Source organism: Klebsiella sp. C283 (genome assembly GCF_048822555.1).
GTDB classification, from domain to species: domain Bacteria; phylum Pseudomonadota; class Gammaproteobacteria; order Enterobacterales; family Enterobacteriaceae; genus Klebsiella; species Klebsiella quasipneumoniae.
Genome location: NZ_JBMEZS010000004.1, coordinates 253,517 through 278,128 on the forward strand (window position 1 = coordinate 253,517; position 24,612 = coordinate 278,128).

21 protein-coding genes are annotated in these 24,612 nt (G+C 58.9%); 8 read left to right on the forward strand and 13 right to left on the reverse strand.

Translation table 11 applies throughout. The features are described 5' to 3' along the window. Position 1: 1 nt before the first annotated feature. From ACOI7Z_RS09450 to yegS, 5 genes are all read left to right on the forward strand, one after another. Positions 2 to 1,417 (forward strand): MFS transporter, encoded by a 1,416-nt coding sequence (locus ACOI7Z_RS09450; protein ID WP_087849487.1) that lies wholly within the window; start codon positions 2 to 4, stop codon positions 1,415 to 1,417. Continuing rightward, the gene (gene baeS, locus ACOI7Z_RS09455; protein ID WP_087849488.1) at positions 1,414 to 2,910 is read left to right on the forward strand and encodes a two-component system sensor histidine kinase BaeS; all 1,497 of its coding nucleotides are present in this window, start codon (positions 1,414 to 1,416) and stop codon (positions 2,908 to 2,910) included. Before ACOI7Z_RS09450 ends, baeS begins: the two co-directional genes overlap by 4 nt. Next, a complete protein-coding gene (gene baeR, locus ACOI7Z_RS09460) occupies positions 2,907 to 3,629 on the forward strand; it encodes a two-component system response regulator BaeR (protein WP_023290397.1) in 723 nt (240 codons plus the stop codon). Before baeS ends, baeR begins: the two co-directional genes overlap by 4 nt. A gap of 320 nt (positions 3,630 to 3,949) precedes the next feature. Then, positions 3,950 to 5,311 (forward strand): tRNA 5-hydroxyuridine modification protein YegQ, encoded by a 1,362-nt coding sequence (yegQ, locus tag ACOI7Z_RS09465; RefSeq protein ID WP_004201559.1) that lies wholly within the window; start codon positions 3,950 to 3,952, stop codon positions 5,309 to 5,311. A gap of 242 nt (positions 5,312 to 5,553) precedes the next feature. Beyond that, entirely contained in the window at positions 5,554 to 6,450 is an 897-nt protein-coding gene (gene yegS / locus ACOI7Z_RS09470) for a lipid kinase YegS (protein ID WP_075202482.1), read from the forward strand. Here the strand turns inward: yegS and ACOI7Z_RS09475 are convergent, their stop codons facing one another. The 12 genes from ACOI7Z_RS09475 to dalD all read right to left on the reverse strand — a co-directional run bounded on the left by ACOI7Z_RS09475 (position 6,451) and on the right by dalD (position 19,789). Then, complete coding sequence (locus ACOI7Z_RS09475; RefSeq protein ID WP_080901730.1) at positions 6,451 to 6,921, reverse strand: hypothetical protein; 471 nt, start codon at positions 6,919 to 6,921, stop codon at positions 6,451 to 6,453. Next, positions 6,908 to 7,717, reverse strand: coding sequence for a winged helix-turn-helix domain-containing protein (locus tag ACOI7Z_RS09480; RefSeq protein ID WP_087849489.1), 810 nt, complete (start codon positions 7,715 to 7,717; stop codon positions 6,908 to 6,910). The genes ACOI7Z_RS09475 and ACOI7Z_RS09480 overlap by 14 nt, the downstream gene beginning before the upstream one ends. A gap of 424 nt (positions 7,718 to 8,141) precedes the next feature. Then, positions 8,142 to 8,915 carry an ABC transporter ATP-binding protein gene (locus tag ACOI7Z_RS09485; protein WP_087849490.1) on the reverse strand — a complete coding sequence of 258 codons (774 nt, stop codon included), beginning with the start codon at positions 8,913 to 8,915 and terminating at the stop codon, positions 8,142 to 8,144. 10 nt (positions 8,916 to 8,925) lie between these two features. Next, positions 8,926 to 9,789, reverse strand: coding sequence for an ABC transporter ATP-binding protein (locus ACOI7Z_RS09490; protein WP_004103764.1), 864 nt, complete (start codon positions 9,787 to 9,789; stop codon positions 8,926 to 8,928). Then, positions 9,761 to 10,666 (reverse strand): ABC transporter permease, encoded by a 906-nt coding sequence (locus tag ACOI7Z_RS09495; RefSeq protein WP_004103766.1) that lies wholly within the window; start codon positions 10,664 to 10,666, stop codon positions 9,761 to 9,763. Before ACOI7Z_RS09495 ends, ACOI7Z_RS09490 begins: the two co-directional genes overlap by 29 nt. Then, positions 10,663 to 11,700 carry an ABC transporter permease gene (locus ACOI7Z_RS09500; protein WP_049592941.1) on the reverse strand — a complete coding sequence of 346 codons (1,038 nt, stop codon included), beginning with the start codon at positions 11,698 to 11,700 and terminating at the stop codon, positions 10,663 to 10,665. The genes ACOI7Z_RS09495 and ACOI7Z_RS09500 overlap by 4 nt, the downstream gene beginning before the upstream one ends. Beyond that, complete coding sequence (locus ACOI7Z_RS09505; RefSeq protein ID WP_087849491.1) at positions 11,697 to 13,319, reverse strand: ABC transporter substrate-binding protein; 1,623 nt, start codon at positions 13,317 to 13,319, stop codon at positions 11,697 to 11,699. Before ACOI7Z_RS09505 ends, ACOI7Z_RS09500 begins: the two co-directional genes overlap by 4 nt. A gap of 119 nt (positions 13,320 to 13,438) precedes the next feature. Then, the gene (locus ACOI7Z_RS09510; protein ID WP_032728516.1) at positions 13,439 to 14,593 is read right to left on the reverse strand and encodes a mandelate racemase family protein; all 1,155 of its coding nucleotides are present in this window, start codon (positions 14,591 to 14,593) and stop codon (positions 13,439 to 13,441) included. 297 nt (positions 14,594 to 14,890) lie between these two features. After that, the gene (locus tag ACOI7Z_RS09515) at positions 14,891 to 15,553 is read right to left on the reverse strand and encodes an HAD family hydrolase (RefSeq protein WP_087849492.1); all 663 of its coding nucleotides are present in this window, start codon (positions 15,551 to 15,553) and stop codon (positions 14,891 to 14,893) included. A gap of 48 nt (positions 15,554 to 15,601) precedes the next feature. Continuing rightward, positions 15,602 to 16,879 (reverse strand): D-arabinitol transporter, encoded by a 1,278-nt coding sequence (gene dalT / locus ACOI7Z_RS09520; RefSeq protein WP_087849493.1) that lies wholly within the window; start codon positions 16,877 to 16,879, stop codon positions 15,602 to 15,604. Positions 16,880 to 16,948: 69 nt separating this feature from the next. Then, positions 16,949 to 18,412, reverse strand: coding sequence for a xylulokinase (gene xylB / locus ACOI7Z_RS09525; RefSeq protein WP_087849494.1), 1,464 nt, complete (start codon positions 18,410 to 18,412; stop codon positions 16,949 to 16,951). A gap of 9 nt (positions 18,413 to 18,421) precedes the next feature. Beyond that, positions 18,422 to 19,789 carry a D-arabinitol 4-dehydrogenase gene (dalD, locus tag ACOI7Z_RS09530; RefSeq protein WP_087849495.1) on the reverse strand — a complete coding sequence of 456 codons (1,368 nt, stop codon included), beginning with the start codon at positions 19,787 to 19,789 and terminating at the stop codon, positions 18,422 to 18,424. A 206-nt stretch (positions 19,790 to 19,995) separates the two neighbouring features. On the opposite strand from dalD, the gene ACOI7Z_RS09535 reads away from it, so the two are divergent. Beyond that, positions 19,996 to 20,937: a sugar-binding transcriptional regulator gene (locus ACOI7Z_RS09535; RefSeq protein WP_087849496.1), complete on the forward strand. Its 942-nt coding sequence runs from the start codon at positions 19,996 to 19,998 to the stop codon at positions 20,935 to 20,937. Between the two features lie 21 nt (positions 20,938 to 20,958). On the opposite strand, the gene ACOI7Z_RS09540 is transcribed toward ACOI7Z_RS09535, so the two are convergent. Then, positions 20,959 to 21,960 carry a substrate-binding domain-containing protein gene (locus ACOI7Z_RS09540; protein WP_087849497.1) on the reverse strand — a complete coding sequence of 334 codons (1,002 nt, stop codon included), beginning with the start codon at positions 21,958 to 21,960 and terminating at the stop codon, positions 20,959 to 20,961. A gap of 255 nt (positions 21,961 to 22,215) precedes the next feature. Between ACOI7Z_RS09540 and ACOI7Z_RS09545 the strand changes: the two genes are divergently transcribed. Both ACOI7Z_RS09545 and ACOI7Z_RS09550 read left to right on the forward strand, forming a co-directional pair. Beyond that, positions 22,216 to 22,965, forward strand: a complete 750-nt coding sequence (locus ACOI7Z_RS09545; protein WP_170927858.1) for an SDR family oxidoreductase — start codon at positions 22,216 to 22,218, stop codon at positions 22,963 to 22,965. Between the two features lie 27 nt (positions 22,966 to 22,992). After that, on the forward strand, positions 22,993 to 24,600 hold the full coding sequence (locus ACOI7Z_RS09550; RefSeq protein ID WP_064154334.1) for an FGGY-family carbohydrate kinase: 1,608 nt from the start codon (positions 22,993 to 22,995) through the stop codon (positions 24,598 to 24,600). Positions 24,601 to 24,612: the final 12 nt, after the last annotated feature.

Sequence of the window (24,612 nt, forward strand, 5' to 3'; positions counted from 1 at the left end):
GATGACAGACCTCCCGGCCAGCGTGCGCTGGCAGCTATGGATAGTGGCGTTCGGCTTCTTTATGCAGTCGCTGGACACCACCATCGTCAACACCGCCCTCCCCTCGATGGCCAAAAGCCTCGGGGAGAGTCCGCTGCATATGCATATGATCATCGTCTCCTATGTCCTGACGGTGGCGGTGATGCTCCCGGCCAGCGGCTGGCTGGCCGACCGGGTCGGGGTGCGCAATATTTTCTTTACCGCCATCGTGCTGTTTACCGCCGGATCGCTGTTTTGCGCCCAGGCCAGTACCCTCGACCAGCTGGTGATGGCCCGGGTGCTGCAGGGTGTCGGCGGCGCGATGATGGTGCCGGTCGGCCGCCTGACGGTGATGAAGATCGTCCCGCGCGATCAGTACATGGCGGCGATGACCTTCGTTACCCTGCCGGGGCAGGTCGGCCCCCTGCTCGGCCCGGCGCTGGGCGGGGTGCTGGTGGAGTACGCCTCCTGGCACTGGATCTTCCTTATTAACATCCCGGTGGGGATCGTCGGGGCCATCGCCACCCTCTGCCTGATGCCCAACTACACCATGCAGACCCGGCGCTTCGATCTCGCCGGCTTTGTGCTGCTGGCGGCCGGGATGGCGACCCTGACCCTGGCCCTGGACGGCCAGAAAGGGCTCGGCATTTCCCCCGCCTGGCTGGCGGGACTGGTGGTCATCGGCCTCGCCGCCCTGCTGCTGTATCTTTGGCATGCCCGCGGTAACGCCCGGGCGCTGTTCAGCCTCAACCTGTTTCGCAACCGCACCTTCTCCCTTGGCCTCGGCGGCAGCTTCGCCGGGCGCGTCGGCAGCGGCATGCTGCCGTTTATGACCCCGGTGTTTCTGCAGATCGGCCTCGGCTTTAGCCCCTTCCACGCCGGGCTGATGATGATCCCGATGGTGCTCGGCAGCATGGGGATGAAGCGGATCGTGGTCCAGGTGGTCAACCGCTTCGGCTATCGTCGGGTGCTGGTCGCCAGCACTCTGGGGCTGGCGGCGGTCAGCCTGCTGTTTATGTTTAGCGCCCTGGCGGGCTGGTATTACGTGCTGCCGCTGATCCTGTTTCTGCAGGGGATGATCAACGCCAGCCGCTTCTCCTCGATGAATACCCTGACCCTGAAAGATCTCCCCGACGATCTGGCCAGCAGCGGCAACAGTCTGCTGTCGATGGTGATGCAGTTGTCGATGAGTATTGGCGTGACCATCGCCGGGCTGCTGCTGGGGCTGTACGGCCAGCAGCATCTGAGCCTCGACGCCGCCGGCACCCATCAGGTCTTTCTCTATACCTATCTGAGCATGGCGGCGATCATCGCCCTGCCAGCGCTCATCTTTTCCCGGGTACCGGATGACGTCGGCAGTAATACCGTCATTCGTCGACGCAACAGGAGTGGATCGTGAAATTTTGGCGCCCGGGCATTACCGGTAAGCTGTTCCTCGCTATTTTCGCCACCTGCATCGTGCTGCTGATCAGCATGCACTGGGCGGTGCGCATCAGTTTCGAACGCGGGTTTATCGATTACATCAAGCGCGGCAATGAGCAGCGGTTAACCATGCTCAGCGACGCGCTGAGCGAGCAGTATGCCCAGCACGGCAGTTGGGCGTTTCTGCGTAATAATGACCGCTTTATCTTCCAGCTGCTGCGCACCTTCGAACGGGATAATGACGACCGCTCGCCGCCGGGGCACGCCATGAAGCCGGGGGCGATGGACGCGCCGGACGCCGGTCCGGACGGGCCGCCGCCGGATGGCCCCCCTGACGGCCCGCGCCCGAGGCCGGAAATGCCGCCCCACGGCTGGCGCACCATGTTCTGGGTGGTCGATCAGTCTGGCCGCGTGCTGGTGGGCCCCCGCGAGCGCGTGCCGGAGGACGGCAGCCAGCGCAGCATTATGGTCAACGGCGTGGAGGTAGGCAGAGTGATCGCCTCGCCGGTGGAGCGGCTAACCCGCAATACCGACATTAACTTCGACCGGCAGCAGAAGCGCACCAGCTGGCTGATCGTTGCCCTTGCCACCCTGCTTGCCGCGCTGGCCACCTTCCCGCTGGCCCGCGGCCTGCTGGCGCCGGTGAAGCGGCTGGTGGAAGGCACCCATAAGCTGGCGGCGGGCGACTTTTCCACCCGCGTGACGGTGACCGGCGGCGATGAGCTCGGCCGCCTGGCGCAGGATTTTAACCAGCTCGCCAGCACCCTGGAGCGCAACCAGCAGATGCGTCGCGATCTGATGGCCGACATCTCCCATGAACTGCGTACCCCGCTGGCGGTGCTGCGCGGCGAACTGGAGGCAATTCAGGACGGGGTCCGGCGCTTCACTCCTGAGTCCATTCCCTCCCTGCAGGCCGAGGTCGCCACCCTCACCAAGCTGGTGGACGACCTTCACCAGCTGTCGATGTCCGATGAGGGCGCGCTGGCCTACCAGAAAACCTCGCTGGATATCATCACCCTGCTGGAGGTGGCCGCAGGCGCGTTTCGCGAGCGCTTCGCCGGCCGGCAGCTGAGCATTCAGGTGTCGCTCCCGGAGCAGGCGATGATCTTCGGCGACCGCGACCGCCTGATGCAGCTCTTCAACAATCTGCTGGAGAACAGCCTGCGCTATACCGACAGCGGCGGCAGCCTGCACATTACCGCCCGCCGCAGCGGACGGATGCTGGTGATCGACTTCGCCGACAGCGCCCCCGGGGTCAGCAATGAGCAGCTGGCCCGCCTGTGCGAACGCTTTTATCGGGCGGAAGGATCGCGCAACCGCGCCAGCGGCGGCTCCGGCCTCGGGCTGGCGATTTGCCTCAATATCGTAGCGGCCCACGGCGGCACCCTGCGCGCCGACCATTCGCCTTTTGGCGGGGTTAGCATTAAAGTTGAGTTACCTCTGGAACATGATTTACCGAGAGACGTATGACTGAATTGCCTGTAGATGAAAACACCCCGCGCATTTTGATCGTGGAAGATGAACCCAAGCTCGGCCAGCTGCTGATTGATTATCTGCAGGCCGCCGGCTATGCGCCTACGCTGATTAACCATGGCGACAAGGTCCTGCCCTACGTTCGGCAGACCCCGCCGGATCTAATCCTGCTGGATCTGATGCTGCCCGGCACCGACGGCCTGACGCTGTGCCGGGAAATCCGCCGCTTCTCCGACGTTCCGGTGGTGATGGTGACGGCGAAAATCGAAGAGATCGACCGCTTGCTGGGGCTGGAGATCGGCGCCGACGACTATATCTGCAAGCCCTACAGCCCGCGGGAAGTGGTCGCCCGGGTGAAAACCATCCTCCGCCGCTGCAAGCCGCAGCGCGACCTGCAGGCGCTGGACGCCCAAAGCCCGCTGATAGTCGACGAGGGGCGTTTTCAGGCCTCATGGCGCGACAAGCTGCTGGACCTCACCCCCGCCGAGTTCCGGCTGCTGAAAACCCTCTCCCAGGAGCCGGGGAAGGTCTTCTCCCGCGAACAGTTGCTCAACCATCTGTATGACGACTATCGGGTAGTGACCGACCGCACCATCGACAGCCACATCAAGAACCTGCGGCGCAAACTGGAGGCGCTGGACGCCGAACAGTCGTTTATCCGCGCCGTATACGGCGTTGGCTATCGCTGGGAAGCGGACGCCTGCCGGCTGGCGTAGTTAGCCTTTTCCCGGCTCGCGCTGCGCTTAGCCGGGCTACACGTTCACCGCCGTCTGCAATCCGTATCCCGGGTAAGGCGTTTACGCCGCAACCCGGGGGAATTCCATAGAGCCTATCCCACCAGGCGTTATTAGTGCTGTCAGTATGAGCACTGCCCAGGTTCAAAATGGCAAACAAATTAGCCATGCTGAAAGATACCCATCTGATATTTACTCCCCTTCGCCGCGGCGCTACAATGCCCGCCCTTAATGTGGGGACACTCCCCCAACTCGCCGCACCGGGTGCGGCGAATCTGACCTGTCATCAGAACGAGAACACCATGTTTAAACCAGAACTCCTTTCCCCGGCGGGAACGCTGAAGAATATGCGTTACGCTTTCGCCTATGGCGCCGATGCCGTTTATGCCGGCCAGCCGCGCTACTCGCTGCGCGTGCGTAACAACGAATTCAATCACGAAAATCTGCAGCTCGGCATCAATGAAGCCCACGCGCTGGGTAAAAAATTCTATGTGGTGGTCAACATCGCCCCGCATAACGCCAAGCTGAAAACGTTTATTCGCGATCTGAAGCCGGTGGTGGAGATGGGTCCGGACGCGCTGATCATGTCCGATCCGGGTTTAATCATGCTGGTGCGGGAAAACTTTCCGGATATGCCGATCCATCTTTCGGTGCAGGCCAACGCCGTCAACTGGGCGACGGTCAAATTCTGGCAGCAGATGGGGCTGACCCGCGTGATCCTGTCGCGTGAACTGTCGCTGGATGAAATCGAAGAAATTCGCCGCCAGGTGCCGGAGATGGAAATTGAGATTTTCGTCCACGGCGCGCTGTGCATGGCCTACTCCGGCCGCTGCCTGCTCTCCGGGTATATCAACAAGCGCGACCCGAACCAGGGCACCTGCACCAACGCCTGCCGCTGGGAATATAACGTGGCGGAAGGCAAAGAGGACGACGTCGGCAACATCGTCCACAAATATGAGCCGATCCCGGTGCAGACGGTGGAGCCAACCCTCGGCATCGGCGCGCCGACCGATAAAGTCTTTATGATCGAGGAAGCCAAACGCCCGGGCGAGTACATGACCGCCTTCGAGGACGAGCACGGCACCTACATCATGAACTCGAAAGATCTGCGGGCTATCGCCCACGTTGAGCGTCTGACCCAGATGGGCGTTCACTCGCTGAAGATCGAAGGCCGCACCAAATCCTTCTATTACTGCGCGCGCACCGCACAGGTTTACCGCAAGGCGATCGACGACGCTGCCGCCGGCAAACCGTTCGATACCAGCCTGCTGGAAACGCTGGAAGGGCTGGCCCATCGCGGGTATACCGAAGGCTTCCTGCGCCGCCATACCCATGACGATTATCAGAACTACGAGTACGGCTACTCCCTCTCCGAGCGCCAGCAGTTTGTCGGCGAATTTACCGGGGAGCGTAACGGCCCGCTGGCGGCTGTGGCGGTCAAAAATAAGTTCAGCGTTGGCGACAGTCTCGAACTGATGACCCCGCAGGGTAACGTCAACTTTACCCTCGAGCATATGGAAAATGGCAAAGGCGAAGCCATGCCGGTGGCCCCGGGCGACGGCTATACCGTATGGTTGCCTGTGCCGGATGACCTGCCCCTGCAGTATGCGCTGCTGATGCGCAACTTTACTGGTCAGACAACCAGAAATCCGCACGGTAACTAGTTAATTTGCGTTATTTTTTCACGATGTAAGGATATTAGAATCGGATCACATACCGTTTCGATCGAAACAGGTATCATCCATTTCGCTGAAAAACATAACCCATAAATGCTAGTTGTACCAGGAACCACCTCCTTAGCCTGCGTAATCTCCCTTACGCGGGCTTATTTTTTTGTCTCTCCTCCGGTCTTCGCTGGCGTCATGCGGTACACTTTATGCAACATTGAGCAATAAAGGTTCCCTTGATGATGTCTACGTTTCCTGCCAGCTTACTGATCCTTAACGGCAAAGGTGCCAATGAACCGCAGCTACGCGAGGCGGTTAACCTGTTGCGCGACGAAGGGATCGATATTCACGTCCGCGTCACCTGGGAAAAGGGCGATGCCGTGCGGTTTATCGATGAAGCCCTGCAGCTGAACGTTGAAACGGTGATCGCCGGCGGCGGCGACGGCACCATTAATGAAGTGGCGACGGCGCTGGTGGAGCGCGGCAGCAGGATGGCGCTGGGGATTTTACCGCTGGGCACGGCCAACGACTTCGCCACCAGCGTCGGTATTCCGCAGGATCTGGCCAGCGCCCTGAAGCTGGCGATCGTCGGCCGCGATGTGCCGATAGATATAGCCCGGGTTAATGATAAGACCGGCTTTATTAATATGGCGACCGGCGGGTTCGGCACCCGGATCACCACCGAAACGCCGGAAAAGCTCAAAGCCGCGCTCGGCGGTGTCTCTTATTTAATCCACGGCCTGATGCGCATGGATACCCTGAAGCCGGACCGCTGCGAGATCCGCGGAGAGAACTTTCACTGGCAGGGCGATGCGCTGGTCATCGGCATCGGCAACGGGCGTCAGGCCGGCGGCGGCCAGCAGCTGTGTCCGGAGGCGTTGATTAACGATGGCCTGCTGCATCTGCGCATTTTCACCGGCGAAGAGCTGATCCCTGCCCTCTTCAGCACCCTGGCGAATCCGGAAAACTCGCCGAATATTGTCGACGGCGTTTCCTCCTGGTTTGAGATCACCGCCCCTCATGAGATGACGTTTAACCTCGACGGCGAGCCGCTGACCGGCAAAACTTTCCGCATGGAGCTGTTACCGGCGGCCCTGCGCTGCCGGCTGCCGCCCGACTGCCCGCTGCTACGTTGATCAGGTTTCGCAAAGCAAAGACGGCGCCCGGCTGGTATACAGCAGCCGGGTTCGTTGATTGAGCCGCTGAATATTAAGGTAAAACGGCACCTGCGGCTGCAGGAAAAACTTGGGCAGGATGTTGTTAATATGCTTCTCCTGCTCGGTTTCGCCGATGCTGACAGAGACGGTTTCCGATCGCAGGAAGTAGTGCTGGCCGTCGCGGGTAAAGCTAAACCAGATGTTCTGGTTGATGGTAAACGATTCACCCTGCGGCGGCGTAATCTCTCCCCGGACAATCACCAGCCCACGGGTGCTATCAAATACGAAGCGTAATGAAATATCGCCCTGATAACCTGAGTTTAATAGCCGCATCTCACCGCTGCACTGGAAATGATTGCGCTGCCAGTATTGCCAGGATTTTATCGTCATACCGCTTAATACTCCGATAAATACGATAGCGATTAACCATTTAATTTCACGCCGGCGCATTGACTACCTCCTTAATGTAATATTTGGTGAGGCATTGATTATCACGCCATTGACTAAATGGCTGACGGCAGCGAATCACCGACACCCGCGCTTGCCCGGGATAAAGCGTCAAATAAATCCATGGATATTCTTCGCATTCAAATTTACTGCGCTTGATAAAATTGACATGACGAACATGGTCAACTACGTCATTATTGGCAAAGAAGTGACATTGTTGCGAAAATTTAGCAATTATGGGCGAATAACTTTGCAAATAAGATTCGAATTCTGTTTGCCACGCAACAAATCCACAAACCAGACTACTCAGCAGCGCCGCAAGCCCCCACAAAAGAGAGCGTCGCGGCCTTAACCGCTTTTTTTCGGGCAAACTCGCAGCTGCGACCTCCTTATGAACAGGCTCGTCAACGGGCGCTTGTGGCTCCTCCGCCGTCGGTGCCTTCTCTACATCGCGCGGCTGAGATTCCGTAACCGTTAATGTTGCATCCAGCCTGACGCCTACCCTCGACACCGTAATAATAATATCCTCGTCTACCCCCAGCTCCTTAAATGCCCGACGTAACAGGGAAATATTCTGATAAAAACCGTTGCTGGTTACCTGGGCGCCATGCTTTATCCACACTTCCTCAAAAAAGGTTTCGCGGGCAACAGTATTGCCATCATGCTGAATAAGCAGTAATAAACAGCGGCTGGCCGGCATATTTAAGGAAACCGTTTTCGTCTCGTCAGCAATAAGTATTAGAGCGCTACGCTGAGGAAAAAAGGCAATTCTTCCATTAATCGTATATATTTTTTCCATCCTGTTCTCTGAGAATAGTAATCACGTGGATGGGCGGCAGGGGGTACCCTACTATAAATAGGGTAATCCGCCATGACGTTGATGATATCTTAAGATTATTCGCAGGCGAGTTTACTCTATTACTCAGCAGATCTGGAGGCGTAATACGCAGTTTTCCTTGTTATTAGCAAGGTTTAAATGAATTTACAGAACGGAATATTTTGTACTTCGAATTGAAATTGGCTATTTATTTCAAAAAAAAAAAAAAATAATAAATACAAGTTATAATTCGTAAAAGATGCATTCACACAACAGATACTTTCATTTTAGATCTAAATACCACATTTACATTAATAGACGATATTTATAACTATAACTACATATCGTTTCAAAGTTTTATCTATAAAATGGGCGCATTTCCCGCGTGACAAATGCGCCATAAAGCTTAGTATGCCGCCACCTCGCGCGCCATTTCGCGCGTATATTGCCGACTGGCGTTGACCAGCATCTGCGTATAGGCCGTCCGCGCCTCGCCGCTGACCAGCGCATCGACCGTCAGGGTTTCAAGGATCTTCCCGTACTGCATCACCGCCACGGTCTGGCATAAATGGGCAATAACCCCGAGATCGTGAGTAACCATCAGGTAAGTGAGCTTAGCCTCCTGCTGCAATTCTGCCAGCAGATTGAGGATCTCCGCCTGCACCGACACATCCAGCGCCGACGTCGGCTCATCCAGCAGCAGTACCTGAGGCTCAAGAATCAGCGCTCTGGCTATCGCCACGCGCTGCCGCTGCCCGCCGGAGAGCTGATGCGGATAGCGCTCGCGAAAGGCACGGTTGAGGCCAACTTTGTCCAGCAGCGCATTGATCCGCCGGTCGCGGTCGTTGATACGATGGATCTGCAGCGGCTCTTCGAGGATATCGCCAATGGTGTGACGAGGATGCAGCGATCCGTAGGGGTCCTGAAATACCATTTGCACCTGACGGCAGCGCCTGCGGCTAATTTCATGCCCTAAGCGCTGACCATCGATGGCCAGCACCCCCTGCCAGTGGGTAAACAGCCCCGCCAGGCACTTGAGCACCGTCGTTTTACCGGAGCCGGACTCGCCTACCAGACCGTAGATCTCGCCGGGCTTAACGTGGAAACTGACGTCATACAGCACCTGGTTACGCTTCTCCCCCTCGCCAAACGCGAGGTTGAGATGTTGAACTTCAATCATCATCCGCTCCTTATTCCGTTAACCAGCTGGCCTGACGCTGCAGCACCGGCAGTATCGGGCGACGATGCTGCATATCCGGCAGCGAGTTAATCAATCCCTGAGTATAGGGATGACGGGCGTTATCGAGATCTTTAGCAGCGATGGACTCCACTACCCGTCCGGCGTACATCACCAGTACGCGGTCGCAGAAGCTGCGCACCAGGTTGATATCGTGGCTGATAAAAATCAGCCCCAGCCCGCGCGACTGAACCAGGTCATCCAGCAGGCCCAGCACCTGCAGGCGCACCGACACATCCAGCGCGGAGGTGGGCTCATCGGCAATGATCAGTTCCGGGTCGGTAATCAGCATCATGGCGATCATGATGCGCTGCCCCTGTCCGCCGGATATTTCATGCGGATAAAGCTGATAAACGCGCTCCGGCTGGCGAATACGCACTACCTCCAGCATCTCCAGCGCCCTGGCTTTCGCCTCATCTTTGCGCCCGGGATGATGAGTAAGCCAGGCCTCGGCGATTTGCTTACCCACGCAGACCACCGGATTAAGCGAATATTTCGGGTCCTGCATAATCATAGAGATACGTTTGCCGCGTACGCCGCGCATCTGCGCTTCGCTAAGATGCTGCAGATCGAGGTCGGCAAACTGCATGCGGCTGGCGCTGACGCGGGCCTTTTTCGGATGCAGCTGCAGCAGCGCGCGCCCAACGGTGGACTTACCCGAACCGGACTCGCCGACAATCGCCAGCTTTTCGCGCCCCAGCTGGAAGGAGACGCCGCGCACGGCATGGGTCACCGCGCTGCCGTTAACAAAGTCGACGCACAGATCGCGCACGTCGAGCAGCGGAGCATTATTCACTGCGGGGATCGAGGATGTCACGTAGGCCATCTCCTAAGAAGTTGAACGCTAAGCTGTTGATCAGAATCGCCAGCCCCGGAATTGTTACGACCCACCAGCACTCCATCATATAAGTGCGCCCGCTGGAGATCATCGCTCCCCACTCCGGCTCCGGCGGCTGCGCGCCGAGCCCGAGAAAGCCGAGACCGGCCGCGGTCAGAATGATCCCGGCCATATTCATGGTGATACGGATAATGACCGAGGGCAGACACAGCGGCACGATATGGCGCCAGAGGACACGGGACGATGAAGCGCCCTGCAGACGCACGGCGGAGATAAAATCGGCCTGGCGCAGAGAGAGCGTTTCGGCGCGCGCCAGACGGGCTATCGGCGGCCAGGCGGTAAGCGTGATGGCGATAACCACATGCTCCAGCCCCGGCCCTAAGGCGGCGACAAACGCCAGCGCCAGAACCAGACTCGGGAAGGAGATGAAAATATCGGTGACGCGCATCAGCACCATATCGACTTTACCGCCGAAATAGCCGGCGCTGACGCCCAGCAGCAGCCCGAGCGGACCGACGGTCACCGAGACCAGCAGCACGATATAGAGCGTGATGCGCGAGCCGTACACCAGGCGACTAAAGATATCCCGGCCAAACTCATCGGTGCCGAACCAGTGCTGCGCATTCGGCGCGACCAGCGCGCTGTTCAGGTCCTGCACCAGCGGGTTATAAGGCGCAATCAGCGGCGCGAAAATCGCCACCACCAGCAGCAGAAAGATAATTCCTCCGCCGATGGCCGTTAGCGGGTTGCGCGCCATTTTGCCGATAAACCCGACGGCCCGCGCCGCCGCGCGTTGCAGCCGCTGACGGCCTTCGCCCGCACCGCCCGAAAGCGGCGAATCCAGAGAAACGGTCATGATTTTGTCCTCGGGTCAAAGAATTGATACAGCATGTCGGAGAGCAGGTTGAGCATCACGAAGATCACTCCCACCAGCAGCACGCAGCCCATCACCGCATTCATATCGCCCAGCAGCAGGCTACCGGTAAGATAGGAGCCGAAACCCGGCCATGAGAAGACGGTTTCAATCAGCACCGCGCCTTCCAGCAGCGCGCCGTAGGCCAGCGCCACCACCGTCAGCAGCTGCACGAGGATGTTACGAAACGCATGGTTCCAGATAACCTGACGCTCGGTCAGCCCTTTCACCCTCGCGGTAATAATGAACTCCTGCGACAGCTGGGCCAGCATAAAGCTGCGGGTCATACGGCTGATATAAGCCAGCGAGTGAAAACCCAGCAGCGAGGCGGGAAGAATCAGATGATTAATGGCGTTCCAGAACACCTGTCCGTTTCCTGCCAGCAGCGCATCAACGGTCATCAGGCCGGTACGGCGCGGCACAATGCCGTCCAGACCGAGGTCTACCCGCCCGGCGCCGCCCACCCAGCCGAGCCAGGCATAGAAAACCAGCAGCCCCATCATTCCGACCCAGAAAATCGGCGTCGAGTAGCCCGCCAGGCTGATAATGCGTACCACATAATCGGAGAAGCTATTGCGTCGCGCCGCCGCCAGCACGCCCAGCGGAATTCCGAGACCCGCGCCGACGAGAATCGCCATCGTCGCCAGCTCCATGGTGGCCGGGAAGACGCGGATAATATCGTCCACCACCGGTTTCCCGGTCAGCAGCGCATTGCCCAGATCGCCGTGCAGCAGGTTGACGAAATAGATGCCAAACTGGGTGGCCAGCGATTTATCAAACCCCAGCTGCTGGTAAACCTGCTGATAGGTACTCTGGTCAGCATCCGGACCGACGATCGCCAGCACCGGGTCGATAGGCATGACGCGGCCAATGGTAAAGGTCAGCAGCAGCAGGCCGAACAGCGTAATCACCACCTGCAGCAGCCGTTTGGATAAGCGCCGGCCGCGTGAGCCGGGCGCAAGGATTGCGGTACTCATCCTTTCTCTCCTTCGCGGACTTTATAGACGTCACGCAGAAAAGTGGTGGCGGAGGGGTGCGGCTGATACTCTCGTACCTCGTTGCGCACCACCACGGAATCGACCATCTGCGAAAGCGGAATTAAAGCCGGAACCAGCTGGTCGTAGCGCGCCTGGATGGCCTGGTAGTCAGCCACCTGTTTTTGCGGATCGCGTTCCAGCAGGGCCTGGTCAATCATCGTATTGAGCTGCGGGTCGTAAAAACCGGTACGCCAGCCCTGAAAGTTGGTCAGACGCGCCTCATCGCTGTTATCCGGGTTATAGACCAGCGCGCGCAGGCTGGAGTGCGGATGCGGCTCCATTCCGCTGCCGCCGCGTCCTACCAGCAGGTCAAATTTACGCTCGCGCATCGCGCCGTAGATCTGGTTACCGGTGCCGGTGATGATTTTGGCGTTAATCCCCGCCTGCATCAGCGTCGACTGCACGGCGATAGCGATGTTAAGAAATGGCTGATCGGAGAGGACCCGCAGCGTGGTATCAAAGCCGTTGGGATAACCCGCTTCCGCCAGCAGCTTTTTCGCCCGCGCCACGTCCAGCTTATAGCCAGGGTCAGGCAGCGTAGACGGCATGCCCGCCTTAATCGGTCGCTGATGCAGCACGCCGTAGCCCGGCATCAGCGCTTTATTGATACCCTGGTAATCAATCAGATAGCGCACCGCTTCGCGCACTTTCGGCTGGGCGAAGTGCGCCTCTTTCATGCTCATCGCCACGTAGTACATGGTGCCGCGCTGCACCGCATCGACGGTCAGCTGCGGGTCGCTGCGCAGGGCGTTAATATCGGAAACCGCCATATTGTTGGCAATATCGAGGTCGCCTTTTTCGATCATCAGACGCAGGGTTTGCGACTCCTGGAAATGGCGCAGCACCACGCGGCTCATTTTCGCCTCGCCGCGCCAGTAGTCAGGATTGCGCTTCATGCGCAGCACATCTTTTGCCTGCCAGGTTTCCAGCGTAAACGGCCCGGAACCGGCTTCATGGGTGGTCAGCCAGCGGTTACCCCAGTCGTTATCCTGCTGGTGGCTTTGCACCGTTTTACTGTCCAGCACCCCGAGGTTGCCCAGCGCCGCCAGCGAGTAAATCACCAGCTGCGGATCGTTATCTTTGGGTAACTCGATTTGCACCGTGAAGCGGTCCGGCGCGCTGACCTGGCTGTCGATATTTTTCTTACTGAAGCCATAGGATTTCCATACCGAGGCCTGAGCCAGGTTGAGGTGCAGGATGCGCCGCATTGACCACACCACGTCAGCGGCGGTCAGCGGGTTGCCGGAGTGAAACTTAACGTCGTCGCGCAGATGAAAGGTCAGGGTTTTGCCGTCGGGGCTGATATCCCAGGATTTCGCCAGCGCGGGCCTAACGTCGGTGAGCTGTTCAGGGTCAAGCTCTACCAGCGAGTCGTAGAGGTTGACCACGATTCCCACCACTTCGTTACCGGTCATCGCCGCCGGGTCAAGGGTGAGCAGGTTATTCATATTCATGCCGATGATAAGCTGATCGGGCGGCGTTTTCGCCACCGCCGCCCCGCTTCCCATCGACACGGCGAGCGTGAATAAGCACGCTGCCAGTAGGGAGTTTTTTTTCATATCTCTGTTTGCCTGTACTGTAGGGTACATGTTGCCGGATGGCGGCATTTTCGCCTTATCCGGCCTACCGGGCCGCAGACCCGATAAGCGCAGCGCCATCGGGCATATATTTTTTTGAATCAGTCGTGGCTAACGGTATTGGCTTCGATATACGCAAAATTAATGTCTTCGCCGAGGCCCGGACGTTGTGACAAATGCACAAATCCCTGGTCATCCATCGGGTCAACAATGCTATTGAGATAAGCCGCCGGTTCATCGTAGTCGAGGAACGGATGCAGCAGGCCGCGCTCGTACCAGCGGCAGTTGCGGATCGCGCCGACCACCGCCAGGCTTGCCGCGCCGTTGCCGTGGACTTCGCAATCCATGCCGAAAGATTCCGCCAGCGCCGCGACCTTCATGGTCGGGGTAATACCGCCCACGCCGTTAGCGCCGGCGCGCAGAATGTCGCAGGCTCCGGCTTTCACCCATTCGGCGCGCATGTGGTGCTTGCCGCCGAAGCTCTCCGGCCCGACGATGGGGATCGACAGGTTTTCCGCCAGCCACGCGTAGGAGGACATCGAATCCTCCTCCATCGGCTCTTCAAACCAGGCGAAATTGAGTTTTTCCAGCTCTTTGCCGATCCACAGCGCCTCGGCGCGGCTGTACCAGTGATAGCCGTCAATCATCAGGTCAATATCCGGCCCTACCGCTTCGCGCACCGCCGCGCAGGCTTTAATATCCATTTTGGGATTGGGCGCAAAAGAGATTGGCGGCATCCAGGTGTGCAGCTTGATGGCCTTGTAGCCGCGGGCGACCAGCTTTTCGGCAAAGGCGGCATACTCCTCCGGGGTCGACAGACCACCCGGCAGATCGTCGCCGCACATCGTGCTGCCGTAAGCCGGGACGGTGTCGCGATAGCCGCCGAGCAGCTTGTAAACCGGCATCTTAAGGCTGCGGCCTATCAGATCCCACAGCGCCTGTTCAATAAACGACAGCGCGCGCTCCGTTAGCTGATGTGCACTACCGCGCTGCCAGTGGTTAAGATCCTGCCAGATACGCTCGCGGTTAAACGGGTCCTGCCCCACCAGCACTTTGCGGAAAAAAGTATTCACCACGAACGGGCGCACGACTTCCGGAGGCGCAAACGAAAAACCCTGCGCCCCATCATCAGCGGTGATGGTCAGCATCGCCATTTTGGCCATGCTTTCAGCCCCCGGATGGGAGTGCCCGGCGCTGTCGGAAACCCGACGTGTGGGATACTGGAAAACGGTGACATTCACAGATTCAATTTTCATGCTCAATCCTTATCACGGCCAAATCCGATCGATAGAAGCAAATCGGCAAAGCGGTTTCACATTATTGAAAATACGTTTCAATATCTAATCTAAGTACAATTACGTAGCAGTGCCTCGGACAAACACCGCTAAGCAAGGCAATAAATTTGGGCATTGGCACAACAAGATGTGACTGTTTTCACAAAAGATGAGTGAAATGTGAGGCGGATCGGCATGGAGAAAAAAGTGCGTGAGCGCAGAAGAGAGAGTGACCGACCGTGTACATCCCGGGATTTTCTGCGCTCACGAAAGCGTGAGTTATGCGACCGCCTCTGGCTCGGCGGTAAGCGCTTCCAGCAGTTCAGGCAGCGCCCGGTAACGGCCCACGGCGGCCTGAAAACGCGCGTGCTGGCTATCTTCGGCAATCACCACCGTAGGAATACCCGCGGCCTGAGCCGCGCAAAAGCCGTTGAAGCTGTCTTCGATCACCAGGCACCGGCTGGCGTCGAGATTAAGCTTATCCAACGTCGTCAGATACACCGCCGGATGCGGCTTGCCCTGCGCTTCATCGTCCGCGCTGCAAATCACATCAAAATAGTGCCAGAGCGAGAGCTTGTTCAGCACGGCGGCGATAACCTGGCGGGACGAGGAGGTCGCGAGCGCAATGTTATAGCCGGCATGGCGAAAATAGCGTAACGCCTCATGCACCCCGCGCATCGGCTCGCCTTCGGCGGCGATCAGGCCGGTAATACGCTGCAATATGGCGTCTTCCAGCAGCGACGGGGCAAGGTTAAGCTGAAAATAGCGGCACCAGGTGCCGGCGATCTCATCGAGGCGCTTGCCTTTGGTCAGGGTTTCGCACTCCTCGACGCTCGCCGTTGCCCCCCACTGCGCGAGGGCGTCGATTTGCGCCTGCCGCCACAGGCTTTCGGAATCAATAATCACGCCATCCATGTCAAAAATCACTGCCTGAATACTCATCATTCACCTCATTAAGGCTGGCATGCCTGGCACGCCAGCCGCATCACCTTAAGAGAACTCCACCTGCTCGCTGGCAGTCGCTTGCTTGTGGGAAAATCCCGGCTGCTCGACGCGGATAAACGCACAGAGGAAAAAGGCCACCACGTACAATGCGGTATAGGCGATGACGACCCCAATGGTGCTGAAGAACGGCAGCAGCACCACGGCGATCGCCGGGGCGAGAAAGTTCGACATCCCCGCCGACAGGTTATACACCGAAATCGCCGCGCCTTTGTGCTTCGGCTCCAGCGCCGGGAACACGGCGGCCAGCGGCACGAAGGCGGCGACAAAGATCCCCAGGGCGATGGCCGGGATCAGCGCCATCGCAAAGCTGTGGCCAAAGTGCTGAGGGATGTAGTAAAACGCCAGGCTGGAGAGCGCCATCCCGATGCAGCCAAACCAGCGCACCACCTTCATCCAGCCCAGTTTTTCGCCCAGAATGCCCCACAGCACGTTAGAGAAAATGGTGGTGAAGAAGAAGACCGCCCACACCTGCAGCCATTCCGAGGTGCTAAAGCCCAGCTCATCGACGAACATCATCGGCATTATCACCGCAAAGCCGAACAGCGAGAGGGTATTGATGATCCTGACCATGCTCGACAGCAGAATATTGCGGTTGGTATAGAGTAGCGTCGCGGCGCGGCCCAGCTCGGCAAACTTCTCGCGGGTGGTCAGGTTCTGCATATGCTGCGGCGTTTTAATATGGCGCAGGGAAGCCAGAGCAATCACGCCCCCGGTAACGCAGAAGGCCAGCGCCAGCCACAGGGTGCCCATTTCGCCAATGCGCGGAATGGTGAAACTCGGAATATAGCTGCCGAAGACGCCGATGCCGATGGAATACACCGCCCAGAACCAGCCGATGGCCGAGCTGGCGTTGTCGCTTTTGACGTTATGGACAATCGCCACGATAAACGAGTAAAGGAATAGCGGATACGCGAAGCCGCGAATGCCGTAGAAAACCAGGATCAGCGCATAGTTGGCATGACCGAGGCCGAAAACGAGGAACAGCACGTGGAATACGCACCACAGCACGAAGCCAATCATCATGGTTTTCAGCGGCGTAATAATTTCCGCCACCACGCCGGAGATCCATGCCGACAGCGCGGCGGCCAGGCCGTAGAGGGTAAAGGCAAAGGAGGCCTCCGCCGGGGAGAATCCGAGCGCTTTGATATAGTGCGAGAGAAAGGCTAATTCAAAACCGTCGCCGGTCATAAACACGGCAATGGCGATGTATCCCCAGAGCAGGTTCAGGGGTAAACCGAGCCACTGTTTATTATTGATAGACATAATGACCTCGTTTTCAGGGTACAGGAGGCCGCTCCGGTCAGTTCACCGGAGCGGTTATGGTGATAAAAATTAATGCTGCCGATAGTGCAGATCGTTTAAATACAGGGCCTTAAACTGCGCGTAGCGTTGCATCAGGGTGTGGTGGCGAATGGGATCCGCACGCCAGGTCTGCCACACTTCCGGTTTTTCACATACCGCGGCAACCGGTTTGCCCGCCGCCAGGCAGGCCAGCCGCGCCGCGCCCAGCGCGCCGCCGGTCTCTCCGCCTTTGTGGGTCACCACCGGCATAGCGAGAATATCGGCCAGCAGCTGGGCCCAGAACGGACTGCGGGAGCCCCCGCCCACCAGCGAGCACTGCGCGATCGGCGTCCCGCTCTCTTTCAATACCTGCAGGCCGTCGTTGATGCCAAAGCTCACCCCCTCCAGCACCGCGTAGCCGAGCTGGGCGCGCAGGCTGGAGTGGGTCATGCCCCAGAACATGCCGCGAGCGTCAGGATCGTTATGCGGGGTACGTTCCCCGGAGAGATAGGGCAGGAAGAACGGCGCGTTGGCCTTCTCCTCCTCGCTTAGCTCGGCAATCTCCGCCAGCAGCGCCACCTCCGTGGTGCCGGTCAGGCGGCAGAACCACTGCAAACAGCTGGCGGCGCTGAGCATCACGCTCATCTGATGCCACAGGTTCGGCAGAACGTGACAAAACGCATGGACCGCCGACTGCGGCGCCGGACGATAGGCGTCGGTCACCACAAACAGCACCCCGGAGGTACCGAGCGAAATAAACGCATCCCCCGGTGAAACCGCCCCGACGCCAATGGCGCTGACCGCGTTATCGCCGCCGCCCCCGGCCACCACCACCGAGGCGTTCAGCCCCCAGCGTTCGGCCACTTTCGGATCAAGGGTGGCGGAAACCTCGCAGCCTTCCACCAGCGTCGGCATCTGGCTGCGCGACAGACCGCACTTGTCCAGCAGCGCATCGGACCAGTCGCGCTTAGCCACGTCCAGCCACAGCGTCCCGGCGGCGTCCGACATATCGGAGACTTTCTTCCCGGTCATCCGGTAGCGCAGATAATCCTTCGGCAGCAGCACCGTGGCGGTGCGCTGAAAGTTTTGCGGCTCGTGACGACGCACCCACAGCAGCTTCGGCGCGGTAAAGCCGGGCATCGCCAGGTTGCCCGCCACCTGATGCAACTCCGGCGCCATCTCCTCCAGCTCCGCGCACTCTGCGGCGCAGCGGGTGTCGTTCCACAGAATGGCCGGACGGATCGTCTCCCCCTTTTCATCCAGCAACACCGCGCCGTGCATCTGTCCGGAGAGGCCAATCGCCTTGACGGCCGGCCAGTGCTGGGCGCATTTTTCCCGCAGCGTGGCCATCAGATACTCCGTCGCCTCCCACCATAACTCCGGTGATTGTTCTGACCAGTGCGGATGAGGCCGCTGAATGCTCAGCGGCGCGCTATGGCTGGCGATAACCTGATTGTTCTCATCAATGACCAGCGCTTTGACTTCCGATGTGCCAAGATCGATACCCAGATACATAGCCACCTCTTATTTAATCAGCGTGTAAACGGCGGCGACTTTCTCGCGCATCAGCGCCAGGAAATCCGCGTTGTCGGCCAGGCCACCAAACAGGGCTTTATCGCGGGCGAAGACAGCCAGCGGATCCTGAGCCTCATACATCTCATGCACCGCCTGCTCATCCAGGATGCCGTCCTGGTACTGATACGGCAGGGTGCCCTTATGCCACTGCTCCATAAAGACGAAGAACAGCGCCGGCAGCATGGCGGTCGCTTCCGGGCGGACGCCGCGCTGATAGCACTCCTGCAGGGTTGGGGCGATCATCGCCGGAATTTTCGAGAAGCCGTCGGCGGCGACGCGCTGGTTGGTGTCCTGGATATGCGGGTTGGTAAAGCGCTTGAGCACCACATCGCGGTAGGTCGGCAAATCAATGCCGTTATCGCCCAGGCATGGGATCACATCTTCCGTGACGTAGCGGTCGGCAATGGCGTAGATAACATCGGTGAGCGTGCTTTCGTGAATATACTGCTGGCCGATTAAGGTCCCCGCCCACGCAATGCAGCTGTGCGACGCGTTCAGGATGCGGATTTTCGCCTCTTCAAACGGGATAACCGACTCGACCATCTCCACGCCGACCGCTTCCAGGTTCGGGCGGCCATCGCGGAAGTTGTTCTCCACCACCCACTGGATAAAGGTCTCGCCCATGACCGGCGCCTTATCGTCAATGCCGGTTTGCGCTTTGATACGGGCCGGCAGATCGGCCGCCGGACGCGGGGTGATGCGGTCCACCATAGTGTTCGGACAGGTGGTATTGGCCGCCATCCAGTCAATCACCGCCTGTTTGCCGGTGAGTTGCAGGAACTCCACCATCCCGTCGTGGAAGCGCTCGCCGTTATGACGCACGTTGTCGCAGTTGAGCAGGGTCAGCGGCCCGGCGTTGTCCGCCATGCGCTTTTCCAGAATTCGCGCGAGGGTACCGTAAATGGTTTTGCATTCGCCTTTCAGGTCAGCCTGCAGATCGGGGTTGCTGGTTTCCAGCTGATGGCGGGTATTCAGGTAGTACCCCCCTTCCGTCACGGTAAAGGCGATAACTTTGGTTTGCGGGTTAGCCCCTTCGTTAATCAGCGGCTGCAGCCCGGCCTGCCACGGCAGCAGTTTTTGAATTGAGGTGATCTCTTCATATTCACGCGCCCCTTCCGGGCTGACGGTCTCCAGGACGTAACGTCCGCCCTGCGCCGCCAGCGCCTGCACCACCTGCTCGGCGTCATTGCGAATATTGCCCGCCGCGATGCGCCAGCGCTTATCGCCGGAAGCGATCAGACGATGCAGATACCACGCCTGATGCGCGCGATGAAAAGAACCCAGACCGATATGAAGCCATGTGAATTGATTGTTCATGTTCTGCTCTCCTTGAGTGGATGGCGCCACTGTAATTGATCATTTGACCAAAATAAGAGCCGCGGATCACAAAAGAGCAATTACCCAATTAAATTACAAATGACCAGTAAAGAGCAAAAGCTTGCCAGTTATGGCAACCACGGCGAGAATGCGGATATTCGCCGGGCCAATTGCGTGCCCTGGCCAGCAACTTAGGGCGGGAAACCATGAGTAAAGAAGACGATATCCGGTTGGATCAGAAGGTGCGTGCCGCATGGATGTACTACATCGCCGGCCAGAATCAGAGCGAGATCGCCAGCCAGTTGGGCACCTCCAGACCGGTGGTGCAACGGCTGATCGCCGCCGCGAAAGAAGAAGGGATTGTGTCGATTAATCTGCACCATCCGGTGGCGAACTGCCTCGATTATGCGCAGTTGTTGCAGGAAAAGTACCGGCTTATCGAATGCAATGTGGTCCCCGCCTTTAGCGAAGAGAGTACCCTCGACAGCGTATCGTTTGGCTGCTATCAGCTGATGGCTCGCTATCTGCAGGATGATAAAGAGAAAATCATCGGCCTGGGCTCGGGCCTGACCCTGAAAAAAGCGCTGCAGCGCATCGATTTCGACAGCCTGAATACCCGCTGCGTGGCGCTGATCAGCGCCATGGACGCCGACGGGCAGTGCAACTATTACGATGACGTGCCCCTGCTGCTCACCCGCAAAATTAAGGCCAAGTACTATCAGTGGCCTGCGCCGCGCTACGCCCAGACCGCGGAAGAGTATGAGATGTGGTGCACCAATCGCTTATTTCGCAGCGTCTCCGGCGTCGCCCGGGAGGCGGACGTCATTTTTGTCGGCATTGGTCCGCTGGGCACGCAAAGCCCGATCTTTAAAGACGGCTTTATCAATCAGGCGCAGATGGATGAGCTGACCGCCCGCGGCGGCATCGGGGAGATCCTCGGGCGGTTTATCGATGCAGAAGGCGAGGTGGTAGACAGCGAGATCAACCGCATGATCACCAGCTATGATATCCGCCAGAACCACTGCCCGCGGATTGCCGCGGCCTGTGGAGAATACAAACGACCGGCGATCCTGGCCGCCCTTAAAGGCGGCTGGATCAACGGTCTGGTGACCGATGAACATACCGCGCGCTGGCTGCTGACGCGCTAACGGCAATCAGCAGACGGCGACTCAGCTACTGCTCATCAATCGCGGCGGAATTTCAATCCGCTGCTGGCTGGCTTCGCCGGCGTCAATAATCGAAAAAACAGCGTCCAGCATCGCCGGTACGTCCTGCTGCACCATGTCGATATCGTGTCCCAGCAGATAGACAAACGGATCCCAGTCGAAGCAGCCCATCGGCGGCTGCTCGCTGCCGGTCAGCCCCACCTGCGACAGCCAGCGCACAACCCCTTCGAGGGATATCGTCGAGTTAACAAATATCCCCTGCAATAGCGTCTTCGCGCTGCCAAACCGCTCCTGCAGGCAGGCCTCAACGTGACCTTTCGAATAGCCGGGAGCCAGAATATTCGCCTGCGGCACGCGCAATCCCTGCTCGTGATGCGCATCGTGGAAGCCGCGTAAGCGCTCGCTGGTGTTATGGTCGCTGCTGCGCCCGCCGATGAAGGTCAGCGGCGCCAGCTCTCCCCGACGGCGGGCGCTATTAGCGAGGATCTTGTGGGTCAGCGCTTTCGCGCCGCCGTAGTTATCTGAAATCACCGACGGAGAGAGAGACCCCGGCAGGTCGAGATTGATCGTGGGCACGCCCGCCTGCTGGCACAGCGCGGAAATTTTATCCGGATTGGTCGCCCCGGTCGCGATCACCCAGTCAACCTGCCAGGAGAGCATCGCTTTTACCGCTTCGAGCTCCAGATCCGGGCTTCGGCGCGTACAGGTGATAATCGGCAGCAGGCCACGCTCGCGGGCCATCTCCTCAAAGCGTTCGGCGACAGAGCCGAAGTAGCGGTTATCGTATTTGGGGATAATCATGCCAATGACGTGTGATTTTTTACTGCGCAGCATGCTGGCCTGGCGGTTAATCGCATAGCCCTGCTCCTCAGCAATCCGTGTCACCTTTTCGGCAAGCTTTGCGCTGATGCGGCGTTTTTTCCAGTTGCCGTTGAGGATAGCGCTCACCGCGCTCGCCGAAACGCCGGAAAGCTCCGCCAGGTCGTAAATCGTTATCTTCTTCATTTTTCCAACTTGCGTCACAAAATCATGTCGCTGTTAATTTCCCCACTTGCTCAATCGATGAAGCGAGAGCAACATAGCTTCATCGATTGAGCATCCATTTCACGCCAGGAAGTACGCGCGCATACCGCCTTAACATGCCAGCAAGCCTGAATAATGATGCTGATATTCAATAGGTTACCATGTATTTGTCCATCACCTCGAACGCGATGCCCTCGGGTTCGATAGTTTCAACCAGATACGGCAAAGGATTATAAAATGAACCACTCTGTCTCCTCTATGAATACTTCCCTCAGCGGTAAAGTCGCCGCGATCACCGGCGCGGCGTCCGGTATCGGCCTCGAGTGCGCAAGGACCCTGCTGGGAGCTGGCGCAAAAGTGGTGCTTATCGACCGCGAAGGTGAAAAGCTCAGCAAACTGGTCGCCGAACTTGGCGAAAACGCCTTCGCTCTGCAGGTTGACCTGATGCAGGCGGATCAGGTTGATAACCTTCTGCAGGGCATTTTGCAGCTCACCGGGCGTCTCGATATCTTCCACGCCAACGCCGGGGCCTATATCGGCGGGCCGGTGGCCGAGGGCGACCCGGACGTCTGGGACCGCGTGCTGCACCTCAACATCAACGCTGCCTTCCGCTGCGTGCGTAGCGTCCTGCCGCATCTGATCGCGCAAAAATCCGGGGATATTATATTCACCAGCTCCATCGCGGGCGTGGTGCCGGTGATCTGGGAGCCTGTCTATACCGCGTCGAAATTCGCCGTGCAGGCGTTTGTACATACGACTCGTCGCCAGGTGGCGCAGTATGGCGTGCGCGTCGGCGCCGTACTACCGGGCCCGGTGGTGACCGCTCTGCTGGACGACTGGCCAAAAGCCAAAATGGATGAAGCGCTGGCCAACGGCAGTTTGATGCAGCCGATTGAAGTGGCGGAGTCAGTGCTGTTTATGGTGACGCGTTCGAAAAACGTCACCGTACGCGACATTGTGATCCTGCCGAACAGCGTGGATCTCTGATCCGTAACCAGCCTGTGAGAGGATGTGATGCAAAACGATACGCAAAACATTATTGGTGTGGATGTCGGTTCGGGCAGTGTGCGCGCCGGGGTATTCAATCTGCGTGGCGAGCTTCTCGCCCACGCGACCCGGGAAATTACCCTCTTTCGCAGCGCCGGAAACAGGGTGGAGCAGTCGAGCCGTGAGATCTGGCAGGCGGTGTGCTACTGCATTAAAACCGCCGTGGCCAGCGCCGGCGTCCCGCCGTCATCGATCGCCGGGATCGGCTTCGATGCCACCTGTTCGCTGGTGGTGATTGGCGATAACGACGCGCCGCTGGCGGTCGGGCCTTCGGACGATCCGGACCGCAACATTATCGTCTGGATGGATCATCGCGCCACCGGGCAGGCGGAAAAGATCAACGCGACGGGCCACCCGGTGCTGCAGTACGTTGGCGGCAAAATTTCGCCGGAGATGGAAACGCCGAAAATTCTGTGGCTGAAGGAGAATCGCCCGCACATCTATCAGCAGGCGCGCCACTTCTTCGACCTTGCCGATTACCTTACCTGGCGCTCAACCGGCGATGAAGCCCGCTCGGTCTGCACTGTGACCTGTAAATGGACCTACCTGGCGCATGAACAACGCTGGGATGCAGGCTACTTCCGCCAGATTGGCCTCGAAGAGCTGGCGGATGAAGATTTTGTCCGCATCGGCCAACGGATTGTCGAACCTGGAACCCCCTGCGGCGACGGTCTTTGCGCCACGGCGGCGGAGGAGATGGGCCTGCCGATCGGCACGCCGGTGGCGGTGGGGATGATTGACGCCCACGCGGGCGGCATCGGCACCGTCGGGGTACTTAACGGCGCGGTCAACAATATGGCCTACGTCTTCGGCACCTCCTCCTGCACCATGACCACCACTGAGGAAGCGGTGTTCGTCCCCGGCGTCTGGGGCCCATACTATTCGGCGATGGTGCCTGGCTACTGGCTGATTGAAGGCGGACAAAGCGCCGCCGGCGCGGCTATCGACCAGCTGCTGAGCTTCCATCCGGCGGCGGCGGAGGCTCGCGAGCAAGCGAAAGCGGCGGGCGTCCCTCTGCCGGTCTGGCTGGCGGATCGCGTACTGGCGCAGACGGCTTCGCCTTCTGAGGCGGTAACGCTGGCCGCCGGTCTGCACGTGGTGCCCGAATTTCTCGGTAACCGCGCGCCGCTTGCCGACCCACACGCGAAAGCGCTGATTGCCGGGCTGGGGATGGAGCGGGACCTGGATAACCTGACCGCGCTGTACGTTGCCGGATTATGCGGGATTGGCTATGGCCTGCGACAGATCCTCGACGCCCAGCGCGCCTGCGGGATTGAGAGTGAAAATATCGTCATCAGCGGCGGGGCCGGACAGCATCCGCTGGTGCGTCAGCTGCTGGCCGACGCCTGCGGCGTTAGCGTCGTGAGCACCGTCAGCAGCGAGCCGGTGCTGTTAGGCTCCGCCATCCTCGGCGCGGTGGCGGGCAGAGTCGCGGCTTCGCTGCCGGAGGCCATGAAGCAATTCACTCAGGTGGATGCCACCTATCACAGCGAGACTGCGTTTAGCTCGTTACATCAGCGCAGATATGAGGCCTATAAGGCGCTACAACAGGCCGGCAGGCTGATTCGCGAATAACATCCCTCTTTT